Here is a 24,553-nt window from a genome sequence, read left to right as displayed (position 1 = left end):
TGCATACATGACTGATTTATCAAAACTAAGAGAATTTCATCGATAGGATATTCTGCCAATTTTCACTAAAAGCACGGCGTTGATCGAACCGGCCGCCATTAGCATCAGGTGGATCAGAATCGCCCATAGCGCCTCCCCGTTCGCAACAACAGTCAAAACCCCAAACCACAGGAACAACGGAGGCAGCTGGATAATGCTTAAGCATAGCGTTAGGAAGAGGGCTATATTTTCGGGAGCGTCTCCCCCGCGAATACGGACCATGTTAAGTGCTGTGCCTGCCAGCCCGATGCCAATAACAATGGAAACCCCTGCCCAGAAGGACGTTACCTCCGTTTCAGAACCGACCTCGGGTCCAAGAAACGAAAAGCTGATCCAGCTTGAGCTTAGATACATAATTCCGGCCGCTATGGATAAAAAAGCAGACAAAAAAACCATTCCAATCACGCTTCGATTGATCCATATTTGCTTCATCGCGGCATCATCTCCTGAAATATCCGTTCCCTATTGATTGGTGAGTTCCTGCTTGTTGCCAACAGCGATCCAACGCCCATCGATATCCTCAAAGTGCGAGAAACCTTTATTCATTCGTATCCCTCTCTCAAATGATTCCCAGTTCCTTCACGAGATACAACACCAAGTCGTCGTCGGCGCGAACCATCTCTCCGGGGACCAGCGGGACATTGTGGTACATGATGCCGTGTCCATCCGGTATGTAGCCTCTACGGCAGTATATCCGCTGCGCGGCTCCGTAATCCTTGTACAGCCCTACACCGATACCGATGCGATGCGTCGTTTCACGGGCAATATGCTCAAACTCTTCGATGATCCGATTGGCGATGCCTTGCCTCTGGTATTCCGGAAATACGTTCAAATCGTTAATCTCCGGAATCCCGTTTTCGCGAAAGAACGGATAATCCGAATCATATTTCAAATGGGAAACGCCGGCCAGCTCTCCGTCCGCATACGCCAGCAGCGTAACGCGCTTTCCGGTCCGGTTCTCCAGATCGCAACGATCGAAATACGCTTCCGGACGATGAATTTGATGCTGCGCGAACGCTTGCTGCCAGGCAATTTTGAGCTCCATGCCTTCCAATCTCTTCACAGTGATCTCCATTAAGGACATGACCCCACTTTCTCACTTTCTCACGCTAGGTGTAATCACTATAATAACCGCTTTCCTTACGCTGGTAAATGACCTTACAGCCAGCTAATCCTGCTTATCGCGTTGCCGATATCAACAGAAACATCGGCCGATGACTCTCCTCCTCCCATTCCGGATGAACGGCTAGCTGTTCATCCGCTGGCCCCCAATCCTCCACGTGGGTGATCGTAAACCCAACCCGGATCAAAAGATTCAGGTACGTTCCGATCGTCCGATGCTGCTTGATTACGCCTTCGGCCAACCAATTCGTGGTTCGAGGTCCCTCGAATTGATAATGATCGACCGGCCATGTCCTGAAGCCATTCGGATGGGGGATCCATCCAGCCCCCTGCGATGCCGTGTAAATCGGATGTTCGATCGAGCATACCAAACGTCCGCCGGCCTTAAGCGAATCATACACCTGCTTTAACAGCCGCTCTATATTCTCGATATAATGAAAGGCAAGCGAGCTGTAGACCAGATCATATCTCTCCCGCTCCAGCTCGATCGTCTCCAGGTCTGCCCGTAGGTATGAAATTTGCGGGTCCTTCGTTTCATCCTTGGCCCTTGCAAGCATCTTGGCAGACACGTCGATGCCTACGACGCTTATGGCACCATGCTCCTTAGCCCAGCGGCTGAACCAGCCGAAGCCGCAGCCTAAATCAAGCACATCGATCCCCTTCATGTCGGGCAGCAGCGATTGAAGCGCAGTCCATTCCGGGGCACCGTCTAGTCCGTGGATGGAACGATTCAATTGACTGTAGCCTTGAAAGAAATCCTCGTGATCATAAATATTTTGAGTCATAAAGGTCACTCACTCCCCGTTTCCTTCCGTGTTCTTCTAAACTTATCGCGATTTGCGATGCGACTCAAGTTCAAGAATAGTTATGACGCAAAGGGGATCACCGCATAAAAAAAGCGATATTTGAAGGATCCCCATGGACCGCATCAAATATCGCCTCTCATTATGGTTTCGGCTTTTGTTGCCGGATGATCCGCCGGATGGATTGCTCCGTAAGATAATGCCGCTGCGACAGCTGACGAATGGATTCACCTCGGCAGTACCTCTCGTAGATCTCGCGGTTCCTACGGGTTAATTCCGCTTTGGCCCCCGTCCGCTCTCCCCAGCTTGTGCGGCGGCCGGCCTTTCTGGGGATATAGATATAACCGCCGTCTATATATTGTTGAATAACCTTAATTACATCGTCAGGTAAAAGATGCTGTGCATTTTCATATTTCATATTTGCCGCTCCTATCTACAAGAAAAATGAACAGGATTTTGCCAAATCCTCATGTAAATAGCGAGCAAAGCATGCACAAGAAATTTACGCCTTAACTGGAAGCAGGCTCCGAACAAACCCCTTTGTCCGTATTCTCCATGCTGTGCTGCTTTGCCCGGAGCCTGATTTAACCGTTTGTACGGTGGTGCTTCTTTGAAAAGCCATGTGTTATTCACCTCGCATTTATGAAAATACGTAAGCCAGTTTTGCACTGCTATTATTTTACCAGCATGAACGCCGTCGATAAATCATAACCGGAAAATCAATCCCCTTGCACGCTCCTATTCAGTTTCAGCAATTTCAGCGTGCTTTATTTTCTCATCAAGCAGCCGGAAAGCTTCCTTCAGCTCTTCTTTCGGCACCCGGCTATAGCGGTCCCCGATATGCACCTCGGCGGAACAGCTCTGATCGCCTGTTTCACGCAAATAACTGATGAGCCCAACCCCGGTTTCGGTAAGCACATCGACCAAAAGCGGCTCCAGCTGCTCCATACTCATCTTAAAATGGACATGAAACATGTTCGATACCGGAATTTCGGGCCGAGTCTGAATCCCTAGGCACTGGTTGAACAGCATGGCCAGTTCCTTAGCCTCCTCATAATATTGCTTCATGCGGCCGATTCTCAGCTTATAATAAAAATCCGAGCTAATGATATACGGATACAAGCTGACCAGGTCACCACCATGCCGCCGTTTCCATATTTTCGATTTGGCCGTGAACTCCGCATTTCCCGCAAGAATCGCCCCGGCAATCCCGCCGATGCCTTTGTAGAACGAAACATACACACTGTCAAAAAGAGCGCAGATTTCAGCAGCGGATTTTCCGTAGTACGGCGTAGTTTCAAATAGTCTTGCTCCATCCAAATGCAGCTTGATTCCGTTCGCACGGCAATATGCCGAAATCGCCTCCAGCTCCCCGTAATCAGGCAGCTGTCCGCCGATCGCCCGCTGCGGCAATTCCAACAGCAGACATGATATCCGCTCATCCAGATGCTGAACATCTTCAAGCGTAATCAAGCGGTCTTTATCCGCCAGAAGGATCGGCTCAATATGATGGAGCTCCTTAAGACCGTCCTCTTCATGAATCTCCAGATGACACAGAGGATGGTAAGCCACCCGCTTTAATCCGGCTTCATCACACCAAATCCGGAGGGCAATCTGCTGCGCCATCGTCCCGCTCGGGAAGAACACGGCCGACTCCTTGCCAAGCACATCAGCCATCCGACTCTGGAAGTCTTCAATAACCGATCCGCTGCCGTACATATCTGCCGTTTGTCCACCATCGACATCCTTGAATGCCTCCAGCAGAACTTCGGCTGTCCGGGCGCTGTGTCCGATTAACGGATACACCGTTTTGCTATATGTTTCATTTAGCGATTTCTTAAGATGCTCCATATGTAGGGGTCTCCCTTCGGGGTTCGATGCAACGTTTCGCACATCGTCCCGTATATTCCTTGCCTATTCTTTAGCATACTAGATAATTGGTCTGCGGAATATGCCTTTCCCTAAAAATGAGACGCAAGAAAGGGAAGCCTTGACAACGATGTCGCCATGATGCTGGCGTCAGAAACAGCCGCGTGTGCGAAAAGGGGAAATCCGCTTGACCAGGTTTACACTTTTTACGGATAACGGTGGCCTCCATAATGTACGTAACAAGACATTCCACGTTCATTCATTCAGACGTAATCCAGAATGTCTGACAGGAGGCAAAGTGATGTACGACGGCTACACGCTAGAGAAGCTGCAGGAGTATCGGCAATCGGAATGGGAACGGCTTGAACGCAGAGGCTTATATGTACAGCCTGATCCTTTGGAAAAACATATGCAGGCGGGCAAACGAAGCCTTCTTCATAATCTTTTCGGCTTCTTTCGACAGCGGCAGTCTCGCTCAAGCCAAAAGCTCCTCTAACGCGAAACAGAGCAGGCGCGGTTATTATCGCATCTGCTCTGTTATTTTTTCTCGTCATACCCGCCAGATTTGCTTGAAATCAAGCCAGCCTAGCCGGTTAATGACGATCCCCTTATAGGAAGCATTCAAATGGGCATAGAACTTCGTATGTGCAAGGAACAAAATTTGCGCTTCGCCGCGCAGCCGATCTTCGATTTTCTTTAATTGGCCGAATCTATCCTTAGAATCCGGGCTCGCTAACGCGCCATCGATGCACTCCCTGACCCATTCCCTAAGTCCCGGATCCATGAGCTCTTTCACAAAGCTGCTGTCCTGCTCGTAGTTCTCGACCAGACAGACTTCTTCGCCGGGCAGCACCAGCGCATGCACAATGCAATCCATCTCTTTCATCACATCCGGACGGAGAATCGTATCCATCCTCTCTTCGCGGATGATGACCGGTATTCCGATGTCGGCGCAGCGTTCCTTGATCCATGCTGCGTCCTTGGCATGATTGGCGATGGTGCCCATGATGATTGGTGTTCCATCATAGCCTGACTGTTCCAGCAAGGATTGCGCAAGCCCCGGGTCGTACTGCTCCTGGTATTCAAGTGTCCTCTTATCCCGGATAAAGCTTCTGGCCGGAAACAGACGGTGTTCTCCGAGCTCCCGGACCATACCTTGGCGATCAAGGACCAGATCCACGGCACGCCGGAACAATACGCATTGATGGGGACCTGGTTTCGTCATATTCCATGTCATCATGCTCGTGCATCCTTCGGAGGACTCAATGGTCACCACCTCGTCGTTTCCGTTATCGGCTTGCCTTACTTCCGGATCCTGAAGCAGATTCTCCCAGCTGACCTCATAATGGATGGCATGCTCAGGCATGATGACGATGTGCACGGTGTCCAAATGCGGACGACCTTGATAGTAATGCGGATTGGCGTGAAAGACCAATCGCTCTTCGCTCCATGTCTCGAGGATGAATGGCCCTGTGCCCATCGGGCGGGCCCAATACGAAGCTTCGTCCGGCTCGGCCAGGTGCTTAGGAATAATGGACATACAGATCGCGCTCAGGAACCGGATAAAGATCCGATTCGGTTTGTTCAACATAAATCTTACAATGCGGGGAGTGACGACATCGACCCGATTCAGCTCGCGAACGATCCAGCCGTTGCGTTTTCCGCGGCGAAGCCGTTCGACCGTATATTTGACATCATCTGCGGTCAATTCGGTGCCGTCATGAAACACAATCCCTTTTCGCAGATGGAAGGTCCATTCCGTTCCGTCATCATTGCTCTCCCAGTAGTGGGCGATGGCCGGCAGATAGCGGCCGGTTTCGTTATCGTAGTTCACCAGTCTGTCGAAGATTTGCTCAATCATATGGGACTGAACACTGTATACGCAATCGGCCGGATCCAGCGACTCAATGGTCCGGTAGATTGGAAGACGTAAGGAATCCTTTGACTGTTCGCCTTCCTGCTCTTTGCAAAATCCGAAATGACCGTTCATCCATTCCACAAACGACTCATTTGTGCGAATATCGTTTCCATACGTCCGGAGCAGCTCAAACGCCCGCTTATACTCCCCCTTCTCCGCCCATTGCCGCGCCGATTCCTGCAGAAGCTGTTCCCGATTGGCCAGAAACGTCAGTACGGAACGGTTCCCCCGTCCTCGACCTGCCCTCCAGGTTATCCACGCTTTCTCTTGCATTTTGCGCAGGACAAGCTTCGCATTGCGTTCCGTGCAAAACAAGGTGGCTGCGATCACTTCAAGCGTCACTTTCGTCGAAGTGCCCTCCGCCCCTTCAGCCAGCTTCCGATGCAGCATCAAATATTGTTCGCTGAGCAAGGCACCTCACTCCCCCGTAATCCGATATATACCTTGCATTCTACAGGGTGTTCCGGGTTCGCGCGATACCTAATCATCGCTTAAGTTCTAAACGATTCTTGACCAATGCCGGTGAGCTGCAATGGCTTCAATGAAACTGTGCCCGAATGATTTCAGGTCGTCGCCCTCGCGGGCTGTAACGATGCCTTCGCCGCTGGCCGAAGGCAGTAAATTGACGCCCTCGTCGATCGCTGCAATCGGCTTGTAATGCTGATAGGCCTCTCTCACGAAGTCAAGAACCTTCGGCTCGCTCAGAAGCTCGGATACGCTGAGTGTCCCGCCCGCAACGAGCACCGCATCGAATAAGACCGAATCGGCTCCGAGCAGGGAGTGCTTCACTTCAAGCTCGCCGCTGGTTTTGCCGCGAATCATGCCGAGCTTGGCGCTCACGATTTCCGTTATGACGCCGGCCTGCTGCAGCTGGGTGAGCACGAACGGCAGCTCGTCCGAATATCCGTTGCCGGCAAGTACTGCAACTTTACGGGTAAGCGGCAGCTTCACGGTATTCATCATGCTCAAAGCGGGCGAGGCCAAGCTGGAAGCGGAACCGCTCTTCTGCGGCGGAATCGTGCCGATGCCTTCCGATATGCGAGTGGCTAGCTCGCTGTCCACGTTCGCGAACACGTCTACAACCTGCTGACGAATTTCTTTCCGCTGCACCTTGCCGAGCTCGAACTGGAACGCGGAGACGATATGCTGCTTCTCGACTTCGGACATGCTGTTCCAGAACATGGACGCCTGGCTGAAATGATCCTTGAAGCTGTCGCTTCGCTCTCTTACCTTCCGTCCCTCTACCTTCTCGGTATAATGTTCATAACCGCCCTGCTCTCCGGGCACCGGTGCCGGCGTATTGCCGGCGATTCCGTTCTTATGATAGCTGACAGGCCCTTTATTTATCGTCATGCGATGCATGCCGTCACGCTGGTTATTGTGGACCGGCGCAACCGGGCGATTGATCGGTATCTCGTGAAAGTTCGGTCCGCCGAGACGGGACAGCTGCGTATCCGTATAGGAGAACAGCCGGCCTTGCAGCAGCGGGTCGTTGGTGAAATCAATCCCCGGCACGACATGTCCGGGATGGAAGGCGATTTGCTCGGTCTCGGCGAAGAAGTTATCGGTATTGCGGTTCAGCGTCATTTTTCCGATAAGCCGCACCGGGACGAGCTCCTCCGGCCATATTTTCGTAGGATCCAGAATGTCGAAGTCAAAACGGAATTCATCTTCCTCCGGAATCATCTGCACGCCAAGCTCATACTCCGGAAAGTTCCCCGATTCGATCGCTTCCCACAGATCGCGGCGGTTGAAATCCGGATCCTTACCCGCAATCTTCTGCGTTTCATCCCAAACTAAGGAATGGGTGCCAAGCACCGGCTTCCAGTGGAATTTCACAAAATGGGCTCTGCCTTCCTCATTCACAAACCGGAATGTATGTACACCGAAGCCCTCCATCATCCGAAAGCTTCTCGGCAGCGCCCGGTCGGACATTGCCCACATCACCATATGCACGCTCTCGGTATTATTGGCCACGAAATCCCAAAAAGTATCGTGCGCGGACTGGGCCTGCGGAATTTCGTTGTGCGGCTCCGGCTTCACGGCATGAACGAAATCGGGAAACTTCATTGCATCCTGAATGAAGAACACCGGCATGTTGTTGCCGACAAGATCGTAATTGCCTTCCTCCGTGTAAAACTTGGTCGCAAAGCCCCTTACATCCCTGACCGTGTCCGCTGAGCCTCTGGACCCCGCAACCGTGGAGAAACGGACGAACACCGGCGTAACCGTTGATGGGTCCTGCAGAAACTTCGCCCGGGTAAACGCCCTCATGGATTCGTACACCTGGAAAAAGCCGTGAGCTCCGAAGCCCCGGGCGTGAACGATACGTTCAGGAATCCTTTCATGGTCAAAATGGGTCATCTTCTCCCGGAAGTGGAAATCCTCCATAAGGGTCGGCCCGCGAACCCCCGCTTTCAGCGAATGCTCGTCCTCGGATACCCGAAGCCCTTGGTTGGTGGTCAAGCCTTTGCCATCATTATCCACCGTAAATTGAGCCAGCTGCTGGTCCTTGATCGTCTTCTTGCTGCTGTTGTTCGAATTGGAATCCTTCATGCGTCTCGAACCTCCTGGTTTATAGTTGGTACGAATATCTGCCACTATTAAACATGGGTGCGTCAACTAGGTAGCAGAATAACTAGGCATCCGAGAACTATTACCCTGCAATATGGAAAGCGAATCCAGATTCACCCTTCCTTCATGAAACGCTCATTCGATAGCTTTAAGGAAACATCCAGCACGAACCCGATAAAAATGGGTCCTTATCAAGTAAAAAAGAACGGATTCATTTATATAGAACCATTTGGTATAAGGAGCGCCAAATAAAAAACAGCCTCTCCCATCAGAGACAGGCTGCTTATGTTCCCCCCTATTGTAGCGGCGGGTTGATTATAACTTCGGTGGAATCAGTCCTTGAAGCTTATCCGGATTTCGCACAATATAGATTTCTTGAATCAATCCATCCTTCACATTCACAAAAACAACTCCGGTTATGACCCCTTGATGATAGAACACGACGCCGGTTTGACCATTCAGCTCATTGATCTCGATTAACAGCGAATCGCCATCTTCCAGCTGTGCATTGTGAAGAATCCCCAGCAGGAAGCGGGCGACCTTCTCTCTCGATTCGACCGGTCGAGCAGCGGCGATGACCTTGCCTCCGCCATCCGAGATGAGAACAGCATCTTCCGCAAGCAAGCTTAGTACATGCTCGGCATTCCCGGCCGATAATGCCGCAAAGAAGCCATTCACCCACTCCTCCGCCACAGTTCCCACGCCGATCAGATCATCCTCCGTGATCCCCATCTTGCCACGGGCTCTGCTCATCAGCTTGCGGCAATTCGTTTCACTCTTCTCCACAAGCTCCGCAATTTCAGTGTAGTCGAAGCCTAGCGCCTCCCGAAGAACGAAAACGGCACGTTCAGCGGGCGAGAGCCGTTCCAGCAGAACGAGCATGGCATAGGACAGCAGATCTTGATTCTCAACCGCCTCATAGCTGTCGCCGAACGCACTCGGAACCGGCTCGGGAAGCCACGGACCGAAGTATTCCTCCCGTCGCTGCCTAGCCGATTTCAGATGATCGAGACAGCGGTTCGTTACCATTTTGCACAAATAGGCCTTCGGTTCCTTAATCTGATCCATCGGCAGGCTCTGGACCTTGACGAACACATCTTGAACAGCGTCCTCCGCGTCGGAGACGGTGCCTGTCATTTGGTATGCGAGGTGAAACAACAGGTTTCTATATTGCTTATACAGCTCTCCCACGGGTATCCTCATTCCTTTAGATTGTTATAGCCGCTGTCGGTTAACGAACCATGCTGGCATGATTCCACATGAACGTCTTCACTTTGTAAGCGAGCTTGCCGGTGATCATGATATCGATTCCCCAGCTCCGGCTCCATACCAATCCGTGACCGGGGCCGAGCCCGACCGTGTAGCCTTGCGAAACGCCGCGATGCCTCTCGGCGTTTGCGCCCTGCCCGGATAAATCAGCCTTGATGATTCTGCCTAACCGGGTTGCCTGTGGAATGGCCTCCTTGCATGTCATCCGATCTGCTTCGCCGGTAACGGGATCTACGATATGGGCACAATCGCCAATACTGTACACGCCGGGTGCCCCCTGAACACGGTAGCTTTCATCCACGATGATTCGGCCGTCCCCGGTCAGGGGAAGCCCCAGGCTGCGAGCGATTGGATTCGGAGCAAGCCCAAGCGTCCACACGGTAAATCCGACCGGCAGCGAATCCCCGTCAGATAACCGCAAGCGGCCCTGTTCCTCACTCATCGCTCTTGTCCGGTGATGAAGCATAATCCCTAGGTTTTGCAAATAGCGCTCTAGCCGATGACCCACCTTTGCTGGTCCCTCCATAAACAGTCGTTCCTGGGTATTCAGCAAATGGACGCGGATGTTGTGAGGATCGAGCCGAAGTGCCGCAGCTTCCTTTCTCATGGCGAACGCCAGCTCCGCCGAGGTCTCAATTCCGGTGATTCCGGCTCCCGCTACCGCTGCACTCATCAGACGAAGCTTCTCTGCTCCATCCGCCATCGTGGCGGCAAGCTTCAGGTTGGCCATCCATTGCTCCCGGATGCGCGCTGCTGCATTCGGTCCGGTCAGCGCATATCCTCCTTGCTCCGGATTCGGCATCCGGACAATGCTGCCAACGGATACGACGAGGACATCATAATCGAGTGAATGGCTGATCCCCCCCCGATCCTGATAACGAAGCGATTTATGGTCTTTATCGATGCCCGTCACGGCTCCTTGCAATACCTCCGTTCCCTCAGGGACGATCCGCTCCCACGGCACGTGTATCGGCTCCCCGGTAGCTGCCGGACGGAACAGCAGCACCTTGCGGACATGCGCAGGCGCTTTATCCAGCAAAATGAGTCGGAGCTTCCCTCCGTTTGATAGTTCCGCATGGGCTTTGTGAATCGCTTTGAGTGCGTGAATGCCGGCAAAGCCGCCGCCTACAACGATACAAGTCAGATTTTTCATATACCCCATCTCCCTTATCAGCGCGTATTTGCATATGTAACGAGGAGGGAGCGATTTTTGTGACACCGCTTCGGAACAATCGATGGGACATTTCGGCTACCAAGGTTTAAAATCTATTATATTTCAAAGACCATATACTGGTAGTAATTGTGTATAGAAAAAACCTCGTTCAATGTGATACTGAACTGTGACCCGATTTGTGGACAGTTTGAAATAAACCGCCTAGAGCTTAGCTAGCAAGCAGATGACCTCTGAATTCATCGGGGGTCATCTTTTTTAATGTCCACTGGTATCGTTCTGAGTTGTAGTAGCTTATGTACTCCTTCACTCGCACCCTCACTTCATCAATAGTTTGGCAATCGCTAAAATCAACGTCGTCTTTCAAGTGACCGAAGAATGATTCCATCGGGGCGTTGTCCCAGCAATTGCCTTTGCGCGACATCGACTGCTTAAATCCTGCCTTAGCAATGAGAAGACGGGTTTTAGGATGCGTGTAGTGCATCCCTTGGTCGGAGTGCAGAATCGCTTCTGGATGAATGTTTCCATCTAATCGCTCTAAAAGACGCTGTAGCGTCCGCTCGACAATTGGAAGCTCGAGTGTTGCTGCCACGCTGTCGGCAAGGATCTGCCTGGTCGCCCCGTCCTTCACGCAGGAAAGGTATGCCCAGTGTCCGCTTCCATAGCGCAAATAAGTGATGTCAGTGAGAAACACTTTCTCAGGTTCGCCTTGGTCAAACTTTCGCTCCAGCAGGTTCGGACACGTCTTGTGCTCTTGAGTTGCCTTAGCCATCTTGCGGTAGGGGTTCGCCTGACGGATTACGGCTACCAAGCCTGCCTTTTTCATAAGCCGGCGAATCTTCTTGTGGTTCATGACAACGCCGCTTATCTGTTCCAGCCGCATCTTAATCACAAGCGCACCTGCTTTGCCGCGGAGCGCGTCAAAGTGCTGCTTGATGAGAAGGATGTCCTGCTCGTCGGCGGCAGCACGAAGTTGACGATCTTCTTCCGTCCCCAGCCACCTGTAATAGCCGCTTGGACTTACTTCCACGAGCTCGCATAGATAGCGTGTCATTCGTTTCAGGCCATATGCCCGAATGGTGCGATTTATGATCTCATAGCGCTCGGAGGGCGTCAGCGTTTCTTCTTCTGCCGATCGAGCGCTTCGAGCTTTTTTAGCATGTCCACTTGAGCTTCAAGCAGTTTGATCTGGGCCTTAGCCCGTTTCAATTCTTCTTCGGCTGACAACTGACCAGTTGGCTTGCGCCCTGTACTGCCCTTACCGCGCCGCTCTGTAGCCAAACCTTCCTCACCGTACAGTTCGAAGGTTTCACGCCACCGTTTTAAGCTGTCCTTGGGCTTCTTATGACCAATAACGTCCAGGTCGAAGCCGGCACGAATAAAGATTTCTGAAGGTGTCTGCCCCTGCTTGTAGGCTTTCAGCGCCTCCAGCTTGAATGCAGGTGTGTATGTAATGGCCGCCTCGGTCACATGGTGTACGTTTGGATTCTCCTCCAGCTTCCTCATTTGCTCCTCGGTAAAGAGCACCCGTTTCAACTTCCCCATTCTCGTATCACTCCTCGTCACATACCTTGATTAAAACACAAATGACCCACAAGAAGTCACTTTTTTCAAAGTGTCCATCTTATGGGTCACAGTTCATACCCTTACATCTGTTGTTTTTAAGAGAGGAATCCTGAACGAAAAAATTCCGCACTGATTAAACAATGAAGAGTATCATCAAGAAGTAATGACTCTTTGACTATAAATAAAGAGTTCAAAAGAAGGAGACCATTCGTAATTGAAGGAGCGCATGTTAGCTTATCGAAGAAAAAAACATTCTAAAATCATCATAATTGTTGCCGTATTCATTATCTTTTTATCTATCGTCCTTCTGATTATCAACAGTAACGCTAAAAAAAGAATCGAAGTGACGTCGAGTTATTATGCCAGTTTCGTTTCGAGCGTACAAACGTTAGATAAGATGCTTGCTCAAACTTCTGGCGCTAAAGCAGATGAGATTGCTATTAAGATGTTAGACGTGTATACAACCGTTATTTTTGTGAACGATCGACTTGATTTGTTAGAGGATAACGCTCATGGTTTTTTGGGATTAGAAGTTCTTAAGAACGATTTTTCCGCATTTAAATATACTTTTGCATCCATTGTAAGAAGCTACATTGAAGATAGAGACGGATTGGAATCAGAAATACATTTGAAAGTGGCGAAACATATCCATTTATTCTCTATTAATTTACCGAGAAATTACGAGAATTCTAATGATTTTTACAACCAGTTTCGTATAGCAGCAGAGCATATTAAGCCGTTACCTAACATTCCATTCGAAAAATAATCCTACCATCTGCCAAGCGAACTTCACTGTATTTTACTACAAACTTAGAAGATAAACTGTCCTTAAAAAGCGGTGGGTCTGCTTTCTTTATCATCATCTTACTTGCGCCCGGGCTTGTTTCAGGAACTTGATCGTTTTCTCGGAATCCCATACTTGATTGTTGTTCATACCGCCCAATATAGCGCTTTTTTCTGCAGGTATGTCCGGAACATTTACTTCTTTCCCGTTGATATGGGCCACAAGAAACCTGACGTTACCGTCTTTAATTAATGCCGGACTCGTGGTTTCGTGATTTACAGAAAGAGAGCCCTTCATGATGTCCAGTGATTTATCCAGTCTCGAAGCATCCCCCCCAGCCATTACCACCCTGAAGCCGGCATTATGCCTCTCGATGCTTAGAAATGATTTTCCAGCACCACCAGAGTATACAATAAATTCATATTGGCCTGTCGGCTTGGAGAGATCCATTAAACTGTCAGTTACACGGTCGAACTTGTTGGCATCAAAAAAATGAACTTCAAATCCAGGCCCAAGCGTTACGGAATTGACCTCTTCTTCATTTTTATAACCATAGCCGGCCGGATCCTCCAGGATCAATCTCCTAAATTCCTCAAGTCCGGCACCTTCTGCATAGTGCTGGATGTCTTCTGGAATACCGGCAACGTCATTATCTGTTGACCACAATCCGAAGCAAATGACTGCACTTAGAAGGGCAAGTACAACATATTTTAAATGCCTCATCACATAACCTCCCGATGAGCAGCGGCGATTAAACGTCCCACTCCTTCCTCCATCCGGTCCTCGGGGATAAACGAATAGCTAAGCCGAATCCACGAGTCCATAGCATCAAGCGGGTCGCAGATGCGGCCGGGCACAAAGGCCACGGACGCTTGCAGGCACCGCTGCAGCAGTGCATCCGCCGATAACGGCTCGGGCAGCTGCACCCACAGATTCAAGCCCCCGCCCGGACTATTCCATTTCCAGCCGGTCGGAGCAAGCAGCGCCTCCATTTTCTCCTTGCGCAGCTCCAGCGCCGTGCGCAGCTTCGCCACATGATTCTGAAGACGGCTGGAGAAGAAGTACTGCTGAAATATTTTTTGTGTCAATAGCGGCGTGCCGTTATCGGACAGCGCTTTGACGGGAACGATCGCCTGCATCATTTCGGGACGTGCGGCAAGCACGGAGATCCGGAGCCCCGGTGCAACATATTTGCTAAAACTGCGAATGTGGATGACGTAGCCTTCGGTATCATAGTAGAACATCGGCGCCGGCGGCATCGCGCCGAAATACATATCATGGTACACCTCGTCCTCCACCAGAATACACGCATATCGCTCGGCCATCTCGACCAACTGCTTCCGCTGAGGCACGGGGACCGTGTAACCCGTAGGGTTCTGGAAGGTAGGGTTCATATAGAACAACGAAGGCTTCTCATCCCGCATAAGCTGGTCGAGCCGGTCAAGGTCATAGCCCATTGGCGTAATCTCAACTGGAACGATCTTCACGTTTTGCTGGACGAACACATCAATCGCCGGACTGTACGTCGGCCGTTCGATCAAGATGGTGTCCCCGCTTTTCACGAATGCACGGGATATCAAGTCTATCGCTTGCTGCGAGCCCGTCGTGATCATCAGCTCCTCGGGATGCAGCGATATGCCTTGCTTTTGCATGAAATACTGCGTTAATTCTTCGCGCAGCTCCGGATCTCCCTTCACCGAGGAATAAGTGCTCAAAACTCTCGGGTACTTATCAAACACTTGCTTCACATGGTTTGACAAAAAGGCGTTCGGCAGCAGATTGGGATTGATCAGCGCCTCCGACATTTGATATTCCACCGGGATGCGATGGATGTCCGACAACCGGCTGCGATGGATATACTGCGATTTGGCACGATATGTCCATGCTTGTTCCTTACGATTGATTCCTGCCGGTCCTTGGCTTGCCGGCGCCACGAAATAACCGGATTTGTACTTGGATACAACAACGCCCTCATCCTGCAGCCGTTGATACGCCTTCAGGACCGTCAATCGGTGCACTTGTATTTCCTCGGCCAACTGCCGGACAGACGGGAGCCGCTCATGCTCCCCCCACTTTCCGGATTGAATCCCCTGAATGATGACGTCATAAACCGACTGATGAAGCGTCCGCTTTCCTGATCCTGCTTCCCAGGACGATTGCACCTGCACCCTCTCCTTCTCCGATCGCAATGTAGTTTGGCAATCTGTTCTATTCCTTGCCGATCTGTTCTATTAGCTTCCTATTATAGTATACAAAAAGGAGGAGGAACCATGATTATTTTCAACTATTTGCTGATGTGCGCCATATTCAGCACAACATTTCTCGTCATCAAGATCGGCGTCGAGGCCGGACTTCCGCCGTTCTTCTCGGCGGGGTTACGATTTTTACTCGCAGGTGCGCTCCTCTTCCTCTGGATGCATTGGAAGCGTAAAGCCAGTCTGCGCCTGCTCCTGCGCAAGGAATTCATCCTGATCGGGATGACCAGCACGTTTACGACCTTCGCCACGCTGTACTGGGCGGAGCAGCATGTCGATTCAGGGCTCGCCGCTATTTTGTCCGCCACGGGACCGATGATGATCCTGATCATCCAAGCCGTATTCTTGGGAAAACGAAGCAGCCGCAGCGACTACATAGGCTGTATCATCGGCTTCATGGGTGTCTGTCTGCTTATCATGCCGAAGCTGGTGCTGGAGCATGAAGGCGTATGGATCTTCAGCTGCATCCTGATTCTTATCGGCGAAGCCGCATACGCTGTCGGCAGCCTGGCAACGCGCAAGCTGACCTTTGATCTGTCTGAGGTCTCGCCGATCACCCTAAATGCAGTGCAGATGCTGTACGGAGGGGCCGCATTGCTCCTGTTATCGTTGTTCACGGAGCAAGTGACGATGGAGCAGCTGCAATCCTGGCCGGCTGCCGGTTCGATCTTGTACTTGATGGCCGTCGGCTCCATGCTCGCGCACAGCCTGTATGCCTGGCTGCTAAAAGCAACGAATGCTTACTTTCCATCGACGTGGCTCTTCATATCCCCGATGGTCGCATTGGGGCTCGGGGCACTGTTGTACGGAGAACACGTAACGAGCTTCTCCATTCTGGGCAGTATTCTGGTTCTGTTCGGGATTATCCTGATGCAGTGGCGGGGCATCCGCTCCCGCCTGCAGACACGTAAACACGGAACGTCATCGGTATAGGATGAGGGTGTGAAGGCGGCAACTCCACATTTGCGTGAAAAAAAAACAGCTGCGTCGCTCGTAAGTCTTGTTACGAACGCGCAGCTGTTTTTTTGAATGTCCTGTCCACCATCTATATGGACCCTTAGCTTGCATCACTTCATTTAATCGACCTTCGCACGATACGCATCAGCGCTCAGCAGCTTCCCAAGCGCTTCCTCCACATCGCCGTCCACCTCAACCTCGACGAGCCAACCGCCTTCATATGGTTCGCCGTTCACCAGCTCCGGCTGATCCTCAAGCGTTTCGTTGATCTTCGTAATTTTGCCGGAAACCGGACAATACAGCTCCGATACAGTTTTAACCGACTCAATTGTGCCGATGCTGCCCCCTGCGCTCACGATCGTACCCGGCTCAGGCAGTTCTACGAATACGATATCGCCAAGCTGGCACTGCGCATGATCGGAAATGCCGACGCGCACTACATTGCCGTCTACCTTCAAAGCCCATTCATGATCGTCGCTGTACACCAAGTTCTCTCTGATTTCGCTCATTACGGATACACCCTTTACTTTTGGATTCATAATGAAGTGAATATATAAAAAAAAGGGACGAAAAAAAAGGCCTTCGCCTTCTCTCTGTCCTCGGTACCTGAGAGTTTATGACGGACTGTCAGATTGATTGTCCCGTCTTTCCCCTTGGGTGGCTTGCGCACTCTCCAGAGCTGCGTCAGATGGCGGTACTTTTACCTGAGAGATTATTCGTTAGCCCGGCGGGGTTAACGGGTTGCTCCTTCGGTGCCGCTTAAGGCTGCTTACGCCTGATCTTGCGGTCTCTCCCATCCATCGTCATCCGCTTATTCAGTTGGATGATTCTCCCACAGAATAAATCAGGGCTTATCGTTGTGTCAAGATATCTGACAGAATTTTATTATACTCACGATGATGCAAAATTGAATTCAGCTGCCACCGGAACCATATAGACGAACTAACTTGTTCCCTCTATATGTTGCAAATTTAGAGTTTCCCTTGGGATTATTGCAAAATCCTCCAAATTTCGCATTCAAAACTTAATTTAATGGTTGACACATTATGGAGAATGCCGTTTATAATAATCAGAAGAACGACACAGGTTAGATAACAACTTCATAACAAGATACGGCGAATGATGGTAGCGGGAGAGATTACCGGTCAGACCCGCTTGACTGGTAACGCCGAAGGAGTAAGCCGCTTGCTTGCGGTGAATCTCTCAGGCAAAAGGACCTTTACCGGACGCACCTCTGGAGAGCATTCTACAATGTAGAATCACCCACGGGGAAACTCACACGAGCTCTACATAATGACGAACATGAGATGTGGGGTAACTCTCAGGTACAAAGGACAGAGCAGAAGATCGAAGAAACGAACGTGCTGGTTTTAGCGCGTTTTGTTAGCTTCCCTTCTGCCTGTCCTTTTTTGATGTTCCAAGCGTTTCTACCAATCTGAAGAGGTGAAGAGATGAGTTCATTACTGCGCACACCGCTTTACCCGCTTTACTCCGATTTCCCTTCTGTCCGCTGCATCGATTTCGGCGGCTGGGAGCTGCCCGTGCAATTTACCGGCATCGTTCAAGAGCATGAAGCCGTTCGCAAGCATGCCGGACTGTTCGATGTGTCACATATGGGCGAATTTTTCGTTGCCGGTCCGGATGCCGAGGCTTTTCTCCAGACGCTGACGACAAACGACGTAACCCGGCTATCGGTCGGCCAGGCCCAATATACTTTGCTGTGCAACGACAACGGCGGGGTTGTGGATGATCTTCTCGTCTATAAGCTGGCTGACGCGCGCTACATGCTCGTTGTCAATGCATCGAATATCGACAAAGATTTTGCTTGGCTTCATGATCAACGTTTCGGTGACATCGAGCTCCGTAACGCATCCGCGGAGACGGCACTGATCGCGCTGCAGGGTCCTGCAGCCGAAGCGATCATATCGGCAGCCGTACCGGAAGCCGAAACACTCCAATCCCTTCCTTCCTTTCACTTCATTCAGCATGTTAACGTATTTGGTTCCAAGGCCCTCGTCTCCCGGACCGGTTACACCGGAGAGGATGGCTATGAAATATACTGCAGTGCGGAACAAGCACCGGCCATTTGGAGAGGACTGCTTGACGCAGGTCAAGCGCATGGCTTAGTCCCCGCAGGTCTCGGCGCTCGCGACACGCTCCGTTTCGAAGCCAAGCTGCCGCTTTACGGGCAGGAGCTTTCGGAAGATATATCGCCGCTGGAAGCCGGCCTCGGATTTTTCGTCAAGCTGGATAAAGGCGATTTTATTGGACGTGAAGCACTGCTTCGGCAAAAAACAGAGGGTATTCCCCGCAAGCTTGTCGGCATCGAAATGATCGACCGCGGCATCCCTCGTTCTCACTATACCGTTCATGACGGAAACGGTGATCCGATCGGTGAAGTTACCAGCGGAACGCAATCCCCTACGCTGAAACGCAGCCTGGGACTTGCGCTTATCGACAGCGCCCATGCAGCGCTTGAATCCGAGGTGTGGGTTGAAATCCGCGGGAAGAAGCTAAAGGCCAAAGTCGTCAAAACCCCATTCTACAAAAGAGGAGCTGCCTTAACATGAAGCATCGTTATTTGCCTATGACCGATCAGGATCAAGCCGAGATGCTTGCCGTGATCGGCGCGAAGTCGATCGAGGATCTGTTTGCCGACATCCCTGCGGCCATCCGTTATGACGGCGTCCTGCCCATGTCGGAAAGAATGAGCGAACCTGAGCTGCTGAAGCATATGCGCGCCCTTTCGGACCGCAATGCCGACTTTGACCGATACGCCAGCTTTCTGGGCGCCGGCTTGTACGATCACCATATTCCCGTCGTGCTGAACCACGTCATTTCCCGCTCGGAATTCTATACGGCCTACACGCCGTATCAGCCGGAGATCAGCCAAGGCGAGCTGCAGGCCATATTCGAATTTCAATCCTATATCTGCGAGCTGACCGGCATGAAAGTGGCGAATGCCAGCATGTATGACGGCTCCACCGCGCTTGCCGAAGCTGCGGCTCTTGCCAGCGGCGCCACGAAACGAAAAAAAATCATCGTTTCCCGCGCCGTACATCCGGAGGCCCGCGAGATTCTGCTCACGTCCGCCCATGGCTTGGATCTGGAAGTGATCGAGATCGGGTGCGTGAACGGCGTGACCGACCAAGAGGCGCTTGCTGCCGCAATCACGGACGAAACGGCCGCCGTCCTCCTCCAGTCGCCGAATTTCTTCGGATGCATCGAGGATGTGAAGGCCATCGAGCCTAAGGTTCACCAGCATAAAGCGCTGCTCGTCATGAGCGTGAACCCGCTCTCGCTAGGCTTGCTGGAATCGCCGGGCGTCATCGGGGCCGATATCGTTGTCGGCGATGCCCAGCCGCTCGGCATCCCGGCCTCTCTCGGCGGGCCGACGTGCGGATTCTTCGCGGTCTCCGAGCCGCTCATGCGCCGCATTCCCGGACGGATTGTCGGCCAGACCGTCGACAAGGACGGCAAGCGCGGATTCGTATTGACGCTGCAAGCACGCGAGCAGCATATCCGCCGCGAGAAAGCGACGTCCAATATTTGCTCCAACCAGGCGCTTCTCGCTCTCTGCGCTTCGGTATACATGTCCACGATGGGGAAAGCGGGGATGCAGGAAGCCGCACTCTTGAATGTGCGCAAATCCCACTATGCAGCGGATCGTGCTGCCAAAGGTTCACTCTCCCTTCCGTTCAGCGCGCCGTTCTTCAACGAATTCGTGGTGAAGCTGCCGGAAGGTACGAACATTGACGCCGTTAACCGGAAGCTGCTTGCGGCCGGGTTTATCGGCGGATACGATCTCGGAACCGCCTACCCCGAGCTGCAAGGGTGCATGCTGATCGCCGTTACCGAACGGCGGACGAAGGAAGAAATCGACCGATTTATCGATGAATTGGAGGCGATCGTATGAAACCGGAAAAAGCATTGATATTTGAACTCAGCAAACCGGGCCGTGTCGCCTATTCGCTCCCCGAATGCGACGTACCGGAGACGGATGCAGCCTCATTGATTCCGGAGCATCTGCTTCGCAGCCAGCCTGCCGAGCTGCCGGAGGTCTATGAGGTCGATGTCATCCGTCATTATACCGAGCTGTCGCGAAGAAACTTCGGCATCGATAACGGCTTCTATCCGCTCGGCTCTTGTACGATGAAATACAATCCGAAAATTAATGAGGACGTGGCCCGTTTCGCCGGGTTCGCCAAAATCCATCCCTATCAGCCTGAAGAAAGCATTCAAGGCGCGCTGGAGCTTCTCTATACGCTGCAGCATGATTTGGCCGCGCTGACCGGCATGGATCAGGTTACGCTTCAGCCCGCTGCCGGCGCCCACGGGGAGTGGACGGGTCTGATGCTGATCCGTGCATACCACGAGAGCCGCGGCGAGAAGCGCACAAAAGTCATCGTTCCCGATTCCTCCCACGGCACGAATCCTGCCAGCGCTACCGTTGCCGGCTATGAGACCATTACGATAAAATCCAACGAGCGCGGCATGGTCGATCTTGAGGCGCTGCGCGCAGTCGTAGGCGAAGATACCGCAGCGCTGATGCTGACCAATCCAAGCACCCTCGGCCTGTTCGAGGAGCAGATCGTGGAAATCGCCGAAATCGTGCACGAAGCAGGCGGCCTGCTCTACTATGACGGAGCCAACTCCAACGCGATCATGGGCATTACGCGTCCGGGTGATATGGGCTTTGACGTCGTTCACCTCAATCTGCATAAAACGATGAGCACCCCGCACGGCGGCGGCGGTCCCGGCGCAGGTCCTGTCGGCGTCAAGAGCAAGCTGATTCCGTTCCTGCCGAAGCCGGTCGTCTCCAAACGGGATGACGGCACGTATTATTGGGATTACGACCGTCCGCAATCCATCGGGCGGGTCAAAGCGTTCTACGGCAACTTCGGCATACTTGTTCGCGCTTATACGTATATCCGAACCTATGGTCCGGAAGGATTGCGGCGTGTATCCGAGCTGGCCGTCCTCAATGCGAATTACATGATGCATCGTCTGGCGCCACATTACGAGGTTGCTTACCCGGGCCTCTGCAAGCATGAATTCGTGCTGTCCGGCAGGAAGCTAAAGGAGTATGGCGTTCGGACGCTGGACGTCGCCAAGCGTTTGCTGGATTTCGGCTACCATCCGCCGACCATCTACTTCCCGCTGAACGTTGAGGAGTGCATCATGATCGAGCCGACGGAGACGGAAAGCAAGGAAACGCTTGACGGCTTCATCGATACGATGATCCAAATCGCCAAGGAGGCACAGACCGATCCGGAGCTAGTTAAGAACGCGCCGCACACCACCGTCGTAAAGCGCCTTGACGAAACGACGGCTGCACGCAAACCGGTACTGAATTGTACGTGCGGTTAATTGGGGCTGCATCAGAAAGGAAACGAGCATGAAACGCTTCGGCATCCCGCCGCAGCTTCCATCCTGATTGCGGGAAGGTAGCGACAGGCCAGCCGCAGTTCACAGCCAACCTGTATATGCATGATTAAAGGGATCCCATACGCCGACATTGCGGCGCACGGGATCCCTTATTGGGTAACGTTAGTTTTTTCTTCCATCATATTATGAAGTTCTGTGGCTCAAAGCTCCGGCTCAATGTGCAGACACTAAGATTTCATATCCAGCCTCCAGATCAGCTCTCCTGATACCGCATCGACATACTGCAGTGTGGCCGCCTTTTCTGTTCCGTCCAAGGAGTTGCTCCGCTTCACAGCAGGCTCATAGATCAGCCGATAGCGTCCCGAATTGTCATCTCCGTCTAAGTACCAACGCATCGACACCTCCAGCTGCTCCTCCACTTTCCGCGCTGCCTCTTCTTCACTGATCTTCGCGATAAAGTTGTTCTGAGCAAGCTCCCGAATCTTCTCCATGGACACGCCGCGATACATTAAAACTTCACCGGTGATGCTGCATATGCTGATCGTCACGCTCTCTAGGCGCACACGGTAGGGTCCGATAAACAACGGCAAATGGAAAAACTCCCGTTCCGGGTCCTTCTCTTCTTGCTGATCGAGCTCCAATTGCAAATAATTGATATACTCGGGAAAGCACTGATGAAGGAATTGCTGTGCTTTCTCCCAGCACTCCGCGCGGGTAAACGATGGTTTCTTCCTCTTCATGCGATCCGGTTTCACTCTAGTGTAATAACTAACGAGCTGGCCCGTGGATTTCTCGATTTGGAGCGTATGCGATGCTTTTAACCTGTTAAGGGCCTTCCCCCATCTTCTCGACATATATCCGTCCACGGAGAGCGGATCCTCTTGGGCGCCGCTAGTCCGCTCTTCCGCTGACTCCCGCTCAGTATAGAAGAGATACAATTGTTCACCGTCATCCTTGCGCTCCCCTAAAGCATATAACGAAGAATCAATTCCCAAGACGGTCTCCCAATAACGCAGGGATGCGTTCCAATCATTGAAATCCATGTTGTTTAACGAAACATTCCCACGATATCCCGCAGACTTGTCCGGTTTCATCGCATCATCCTGAACGTTAGGTCCGCTCCTGTTGAACTCGCTGATGGGGCGGGTCGGCGGATACAGAGCATGCAGAAGATCTTGCAAAGGCTCGCCGGACACCGCATCATACTTACGATGAATCGTAACCGGCTCATAAACGAGACGATGCTCCATCGTGTCCGCTGTCGTTTCATAATCGCCCGGATACAATGCAGCAATGACGGGAACCAAGCACAGCTCCTGTATCATTGTTCGTCTTGCCGTATCGGGGCTTATCCTCTCGGCAGGCCATTCCGGCAACCTCATCGCCGAGGACGCTTCCTTCCGGTAACGAACCACCCGCAAGTCCCGGTTTATACGCAGCGTACATCCGGTATCCGGCAATTCCAGTCCGCCCACTTCCATTCTGTATTCGACGGTGTACTCGTTATGGATATCGTCGATGCGGACCCGGGTGAACTGTTCACAGCCCGGCAGATGTTGCTTCACAAAAGCATTAGCTGCAGCTCTTACAGCCTTCGTAGAGACTTCGCTGACATCCGCCTCCTCCTTCTCGGTTCGGATATAGAGACTCATCAAATCTCCGGTTTCAAGAGATAGCGAGACTTCGATATTATTGTCTTCGCTGTGCGGATCCTCCCATATGTACGTACGCTCCCTCGGTGCTTCGCCCTTTGGTGTATTATCTGCCATGGCGAGCCGATAATGCTCGGGGATATTGACAACCGCCTTGGCTGAAGCCAGCAGTGTCGAGTCGTCAAGAGCCATGGTTAAGCCTCCCTTCGATTCCTTTTTTCCATGGGTCTTCATTTCCATCCTTCAAGAATAGTATATAATGAGAAATATCTTGGATCGATCAAGCTCAAAAATTAATAGAGATGCGGTGATACCTTGAACACAACAACGGAAACCCTCAGCGTTACAAAATATTTGGAACGAATCGGCTATTCCGGTCCGATCGTCGAGAGCGCCTACATGCTAGCCAGGCTGCAGGAGCAGCATGTGCATTCGGTTCCCTATGAGAACCTGGATATCCTGGCAAATATTCCGCTTTCCCTCGAGATCCCGGCGCTCTACGATAAAATCGTGAATCGGCGTCGCGGAGGATTTTGCTTCGAACTCAACGCACTATTCGGGTGGCTGCTGCAAGAGCTTGGGTTTGAAGTAACCCATTATTTCGGACGATTTTGGCAAGGCGAATCGCATACGCCTCCGAAAAGGCGGCATCAGGTTCTGCAGGTAACCATCGGGGAGCAGCGTTTTATCGCTGATGTAGGCGTAGGTGGAGCGGGTCCCCGCCAGCCGCTGGAGCTGGTTGACGGTCTCGAACAGGTGCAGGGCGACGAGACCTATCGCCTTCGGGCAAATACCGATTACGGCTGGATGCTGGAGCAGCAGAAGCATGGTGGCTGGGAGTCCGTCTTCTCCTTCACCGAAGAACCCAATCTGCCGCAAGACTTCATCACTACATCCTATTGGTGCGAGCATGCCCCCGATTCGCCGTTCAACAAATTCGCAAGAATCTCCATGCGGACAGCAGAAGGCCGAAACACCGTAGAAGGCGAGGAGTTCCGGATTTTTACGAGCGGCGGGGTCCACACCTTCAAGCCGAGGTCTGAACAGGAGTTTGAGGATGCGCTGTATACCTATTTTGGAATCAAGGTCCCTGAGCAATTAAAGCAATAAGCCTGCGTATGCGGTAAACTCCATGGTTCAAACTTAGAGTTTATAAACTGCGGCAAGCCACGATAAACCGGGTTCC

Annotated in this window: 22 protein-coding genes and 3 riboswitches; of the genes, 7 read left to right on the top strand and 15 right to left on the bottom strand. The window is 52.0% G+C overall.

Features of this window, described 5'->3' with window-relative positions:
• Nucleotides 1-36 precede the first annotated feature (36 nt).
• The 5 genes from MKX76_RS06375 to MKX76_RS06355 form a co-directional block, all read right to left on the bottom strand.
• Nucleotides 37-471, bottom strand: coding sequence for a hypothetical protein (locus MKX76_RS06375; protein WP_341033243.1), 435 nt, complete (start codon nt 469-471; stop codon nt 37-39).
• A 127-nt stretch (nt 472-598) separates the two neighbouring features.
• Nucleotides 599-1,114 carry a GNAT family N-acetyltransferase gene (locus tag MKX76_RS06370; protein WP_341033242.1) on the bottom strand — a complete coding sequence of 172 codons (516 nt, stop codon included), beginning with the start codon at nt 1,112-1,114 and terminating at the stop codon, nt 599-601.
• Nucleotides 1,115-1,217: 103 nt separating this feature from the next.
• Nucleotides 1,218-1,946 carry a class I SAM-dependent methyltransferase gene (locus tag MKX76_RS06365; protein ID WP_341033241.1) on the bottom strand — a complete coding sequence of 243 codons (729 nt, stop codon included), beginning with the start codon at nt 1,944-1,946 and terminating at the stop codon, nt 1,218-1,220.
• A gap of 160 nt (nt 1,947-2,106) precedes the next feature.
• Nucleotides 2,107-2,382: a CD3324 family protein gene (locus MKX76_RS06360; RefSeq protein WP_028406948.1), complete on the bottom strand. Its 276-nt coding sequence runs from the start codon at nt 2,380-2,382 to the stop codon at nt 2,107-2,109.
• Nucleotides 2,383-2,702: 320 nt separating this feature from the next.
• Nucleotides 2,703-3,815: a threonine aldolase family protein gene (locus tag MKX76_RS06355; protein WP_341033239.1), complete on the bottom strand. Its 1,113-nt coding sequence runs from the start codon at nt 3,813-3,815 to the stop codon at nt 2,703-2,705.
• Between the two features lie 319 nt (nt 3,816-4,134).
• Between MKX76_RS06355 and MKX76_RS06350 the strand changes: the two genes are divergently transcribed.
• Nucleotides 4,135-4,329 carry a hypothetical protein gene (locus MKX76_RS06350; RefSeq protein ID WP_144865832.1) on the top strand — a complete coding sequence of 65 codons (195 nt, stop codon included), beginning with the start codon at nt 4,135-4,137 and terminating at the stop codon, nt 4,327-4,329.
• Between the two features lie 54 nt (nt 4,330-4,383).
• Here the strand turns inward: MKX76_RS06350 and MKX76_RS06345 are convergent, their stop codons facing one another.
• The 6 genes from MKX76_RS06345 to MKX76_RS06320 form a co-directional block, all read right to left on the bottom strand.
• Complete coding sequence (locus MKX76_RS06345; protein ID WP_341033238.1) at nt 4,384-6,162, bottom strand: ABC transporter substrate-binding protein; 1,779 nt, start codon at nt 6,160-6,162, stop codon at nt 4,384-4,386.
• A gap of 87 nt (nt 6,163-6,249) precedes the next feature.
• On the bottom strand, nt 6,250-8,307 hold the full coding sequence (locus MKX76_RS06340; protein WP_144878853.1) for a catalase: 2,058 nt from the start codon (nt 8,305-8,307) through the stop codon (nt 6,250-6,252).
• A 333-nt stretch (nt 8,308-8,640) separates the two neighbouring features.
• Nucleotides 8,641-9,516, bottom strand: coding sequence for an RNA polymerase sigma-70 factor (locus MKX76_RS06335; RefSeq protein WP_007128304.1), 876 nt, complete (start codon nt 9,514-9,516; stop codon nt 8,641-8,643).
• 40 nt (nt 9,517-9,556) lie between these two features.
• On the bottom strand, nt 9,557-10,747 hold the full coding sequence (locus MKX76_RS06330) for an NAD(P)/FAD-dependent oxidoreductase (protein WP_341033237.1): 1,191 nt from the start codon (nt 10,745-10,747) through the stop codon (nt 9,557-9,559).
• 229 nt (nt 10,748-10,976) lie between these two features.
• On the bottom strand, nt 10,977-11,843 hold the full coding sequence (locus tag MKX76_RS06325) for an IS3 family transposase (RefSeq protein ID WP_244152659.1): 867 nt from the start codon (nt 11,841-11,843) through the stop codon (nt 10,977-10,979).
• Between the two features lie 35 nt (nt 11,844-11,878).
• The gene (locus MKX76_RS06320; protein ID WP_007127449.1) at nt 11,879-12,310 is read right to left on the bottom strand and encodes an HTH domain-containing protein; all 432 of its coding nucleotides are present in this window, start codon (nt 12,308-12,310) and stop codon (nt 11,879-11,881) included.
• A 235-nt stretch (nt 12,311-12,545) separates the two neighbouring features.
• Between MKX76_RS06320 and MKX76_RS06315 the strand changes: the two genes are divergently transcribed.
• Nucleotides 12,546-13,097 carry a hypothetical protein gene (locus tag MKX76_RS06315; protein WP_341033236.1) on the top strand — a complete coding sequence of 184 codons (552 nt, stop codon included), beginning with the start codon at nt 12,546-12,548 and terminating at the stop codon, nt 13,095-13,097.
• A 93-nt stretch (nt 13,098-13,190) separates the two neighbouring features.
• Here MKX76_RS06315 and MKX76_RS06310 read toward each other — a convergent pair whose 3' ends face one another.
• Both MKX76_RS06310 and MKX76_RS06305 read right to left on the bottom strand, forming a co-directional pair.
• Complete coding sequence (locus MKX76_RS06310) at nt 13,191-13,838, bottom strand: hypothetical protein (protein WP_007130073.1); 648 nt, start codon at nt 13,836-13,838, stop codon at nt 13,191-13,193.
• On the bottom strand, nt 13,838-15,277 hold the full coding sequence (locus tag MKX76_RS06305; RefSeq protein ID WP_007130074.1) for an aminotransferase-like domain-containing protein: 1,440 nt from the start codon (nt 15,275-15,277) through the stop codon (nt 13,838-13,840). Before MKX76_RS06305 ends, MKX76_RS06310 begins: the two co-directional genes overlap by 1 nt.
• A 108-nt stretch (nt 15,278-15,385) precedes the next feature.
• Between MKX76_RS06305 and MKX76_RS06300 the strand changes: the two genes are divergently transcribed.
• Complete coding sequence (locus tag MKX76_RS06300) at nt 15,386-16,303, top strand: DMT family transporter (RefSeq protein WP_210094821.1); 918 nt, start codon at nt 15,386-15,388, stop codon at nt 16,301-16,303.
• A 143-nt stretch (nt 16,304-16,446) separates the two neighbouring features.
• On the opposite strand, the gene gcvH is transcribed toward MKX76_RS06300, so the two are convergent.
• Nucleotides 16,447-16,836: a glycine cleavage system protein GcvH gene (gene gcvH / locus MKX76_RS06295; RefSeq protein WP_210094820.1), complete on the bottom strand. Its 390-nt coding sequence runs from the start codon at nt 16,834-16,836 to the stop codon at nt 16,447-16,449.
• Between the two features lie 173 nt (nt 16,837-17,009).
• Nucleotides 17,010-17,134: riboswitch (glycine riboswitch) on the bottom strand.
• Between the two features lie 312 nt (nt 17,135-17,446).
• A riboswitch (glycine riboswitch) is annotated at nt 17,447-17,556 on the top strand.
• A 3-nt stretch (nt 17,557-17,559) separates the two neighbouring features.
• Nucleotides 17,560-17,667, top strand: a riboswitch (glycine riboswitch).
• A 111-nt stretch (nt 17,668-17,778) separates the two neighbouring features.
• Here gcvH and gcvT point away from each other — a divergent pair.
• The 3 genes from gcvT to gcvPB are packed head-to-tail and all read left to right on the top strand — an operon-like array spanning nt 17,779 to nt 21,697.
• A complete protein-coding gene (gene gcvT, locus MKX76_RS06290) occupies nt 17,779-18,897 on the top strand; it encodes a glycine cleavage system aminomethyltransferase GcvT (protein WP_210094819.1) in 1,119 nt (372 codons plus the stop codon).
• The gene (gene gcvPA, locus MKX76_RS06285; protein WP_210094818.1) at nt 18,894-20,243 is read left to right on the top strand and encodes an aminomethyl-transferring glycine dehydrogenase subunit GcvPA; all 1,350 of its coding nucleotides are present in this window, start codon (nt 18,894-18,896) and stop codon (nt 20,241-20,243) included. Before gcvT ends, gcvPA begins: the two co-directional genes overlap by 4 nt.
• Nucleotides 20,240-21,697, top strand: a complete 1,458-nt coding sequence (gene gcvPB / locus MKX76_RS06280) for an aminomethyl-transferring glycine dehydrogenase subunit GcvPB (RefSeq protein WP_007130079.1) — start codon at nt 20,240-20,242, stop codon at nt 21,695-21,697. The genes gcvPA and gcvPB overlap by 4 nt, the downstream gene beginning before the upstream one ends.
• 245 nt (nt 21,698-21,942) lie before the next feature.
• Here the strand turns inward: gcvPB and MKX76_RS06275 are convergent, their stop codons facing one another.
• Nucleotides 21,943-23,559 (bottom strand): YcdB/YcdC domain-containing protein, encoded by a 1,617-nt coding sequence (locus tag MKX76_RS06275; protein ID WP_007130080.1) that lies wholly within the window; start codon nt 23,557-23,559, stop codon nt 21,943-21,945.
• 123 nt (nt 23,560-23,682) lie between these two features.
• Between MKX76_RS06275 and MKX76_RS06270 the strand changes: the two genes are divergently transcribed.
• On the top strand, nt 23,683-24,477 hold the full coding sequence (locus MKX76_RS06270) for an arylamine N-acetyltransferase family protein (RefSeq protein ID WP_007130081.1): 795 nt from the start codon (nt 23,683-23,685) through the stop codon (nt 24,475-24,477).
• Nucleotides 24,478-24,553: the final 76 nt, after the last annotated feature.

Source organism: Paenibacillus sp. FSL R5-0810 (assembly GCF_038002285.1).
Lineage (GTDB): Bacteria > Bacillota > Bacilli > Paenibacillales > Paenibacillaceae > Paenibacillus_AQ > Paenibacillus_AQ lactis.
This window is presented reverse-complemented; position numbering and strand designations above follow the sequence as displayed.

What these genes read in the sequence shown, in the direction of transcription:
- MKX76_RS06375 (WP_341033243.1), bottom strand. Translation starts at nt 471, where the DNA reads ATGAAGCAAATATGGATCAATCGAAGCGTGATTGGAATGGTTTTTTTG.
- MKX76_RS06370 (WP_341033242.1), bottom strand. Translation starts at nt 1,114, where the DNA reads ATGGAGATCACTGTGAAGAGATTGGAAGGCATGGAGCTCAAAATTGCC.
- MKX76_RS06365 (WP_341033241.1), bottom strand. Translation starts at nt 1,946, where the DNA reads ATGACTCAAAATATTTATGATCACGAGGATTTCTTTCAAGGCTACAGT.
- MKX76_RS06360 (WP_028406948.1), bottom strand. Translation starts at nt 2,382, where the DNA reads ATGAAATATGAAAATGCACAGCATCTTTTACCTGACGATGTAATTAAG.
- MKX76_RS06355 (WP_341033239.1), bottom strand. Translation starts at nt 3,815, where the DNA reads ATGGAGCATCTTAAGAAATCGCTAAATGAAACATATAGCAAAACGGTG.
- MKX76_RS06350 (WP_144865832.1), top strand. Translation starts at nt 4,135, where the DNA reads ATGTACGACGGCTACACGCTAGAGAAGCTGCAGGAGTATCGGCAATCG.
- MKX76_RS06340 (WP_144878853.1), bottom strand. Translation starts at nt 8,307, where the DNA reads ATGAAGGATTCCAATTCGAACAACAGCAGCAAGAAGACGATCAAGGAC.
- MKX76_RS06330 (WP_341033237.1), bottom strand. Translation starts at nt 10,747, where the DNA reads ATGAAAAATCTGACTTGTATCGTTGTAGGCGGCGGCTTTGCCGGCATT.
- MKX76_RS06320 (WP_007127449.1), bottom strand. Translation starts at nt 12,310, where the DNA reads ATGGGGAAGTTGAAACGGGTGCTCTTTACCGAGGAGCAAATGAGGAAG.
- MKX76_RS06310 (WP_007130073.1), bottom strand. Translation starts at nt 13,838, where the DNA reads ATGAGGCATTTAAAATATGTTGTACTTGCCCTTCTAAGTGCAGTCATT.
- MKX76_RS06300 (WP_210094821.1), top strand. Translation starts at nt 15,386, where the DNA reads ATGATTATTTTCAACTATTTGCTGATGTGCGCCATATTCAGCACAACA.
- gcvH (WP_210094820.1), bottom strand. Translation starts at nt 16,836, where the DNA reads ATGAGCGAAATCAGAGAGAACTTGGTGTACAGCGACGATCATGAATGG.
- gcvT (WP_210094819.1), top strand. Translation starts at nt 17,779, where the DNA reads ATGAGTTCATTACTGCGCACACCGCTTTACCCGCTTTACTCCGATTTC.
- gcvPA (WP_210094818.1), top strand. Translation starts at nt 18,894, where the DNA reads ATGAAGCATCGTTATTTGCCTATGACCGATCAGGATCAAGCCGAGATG.
- gcvPB (WP_007130079.1), top strand. Translation starts at nt 20,240, where the DNA reads ATGAAACCGGAAAAAGCATTGATATTTGAACTCAGCAAACCGGGCCGT.
- MKX76_RS06275 (WP_007130080.1), bottom strand. Translation starts at nt 23,559, where the DNA reads ATGGCTCTTGACGACTCGACACTGCTGGCTTCAGCCAAGGCGGTTGTC.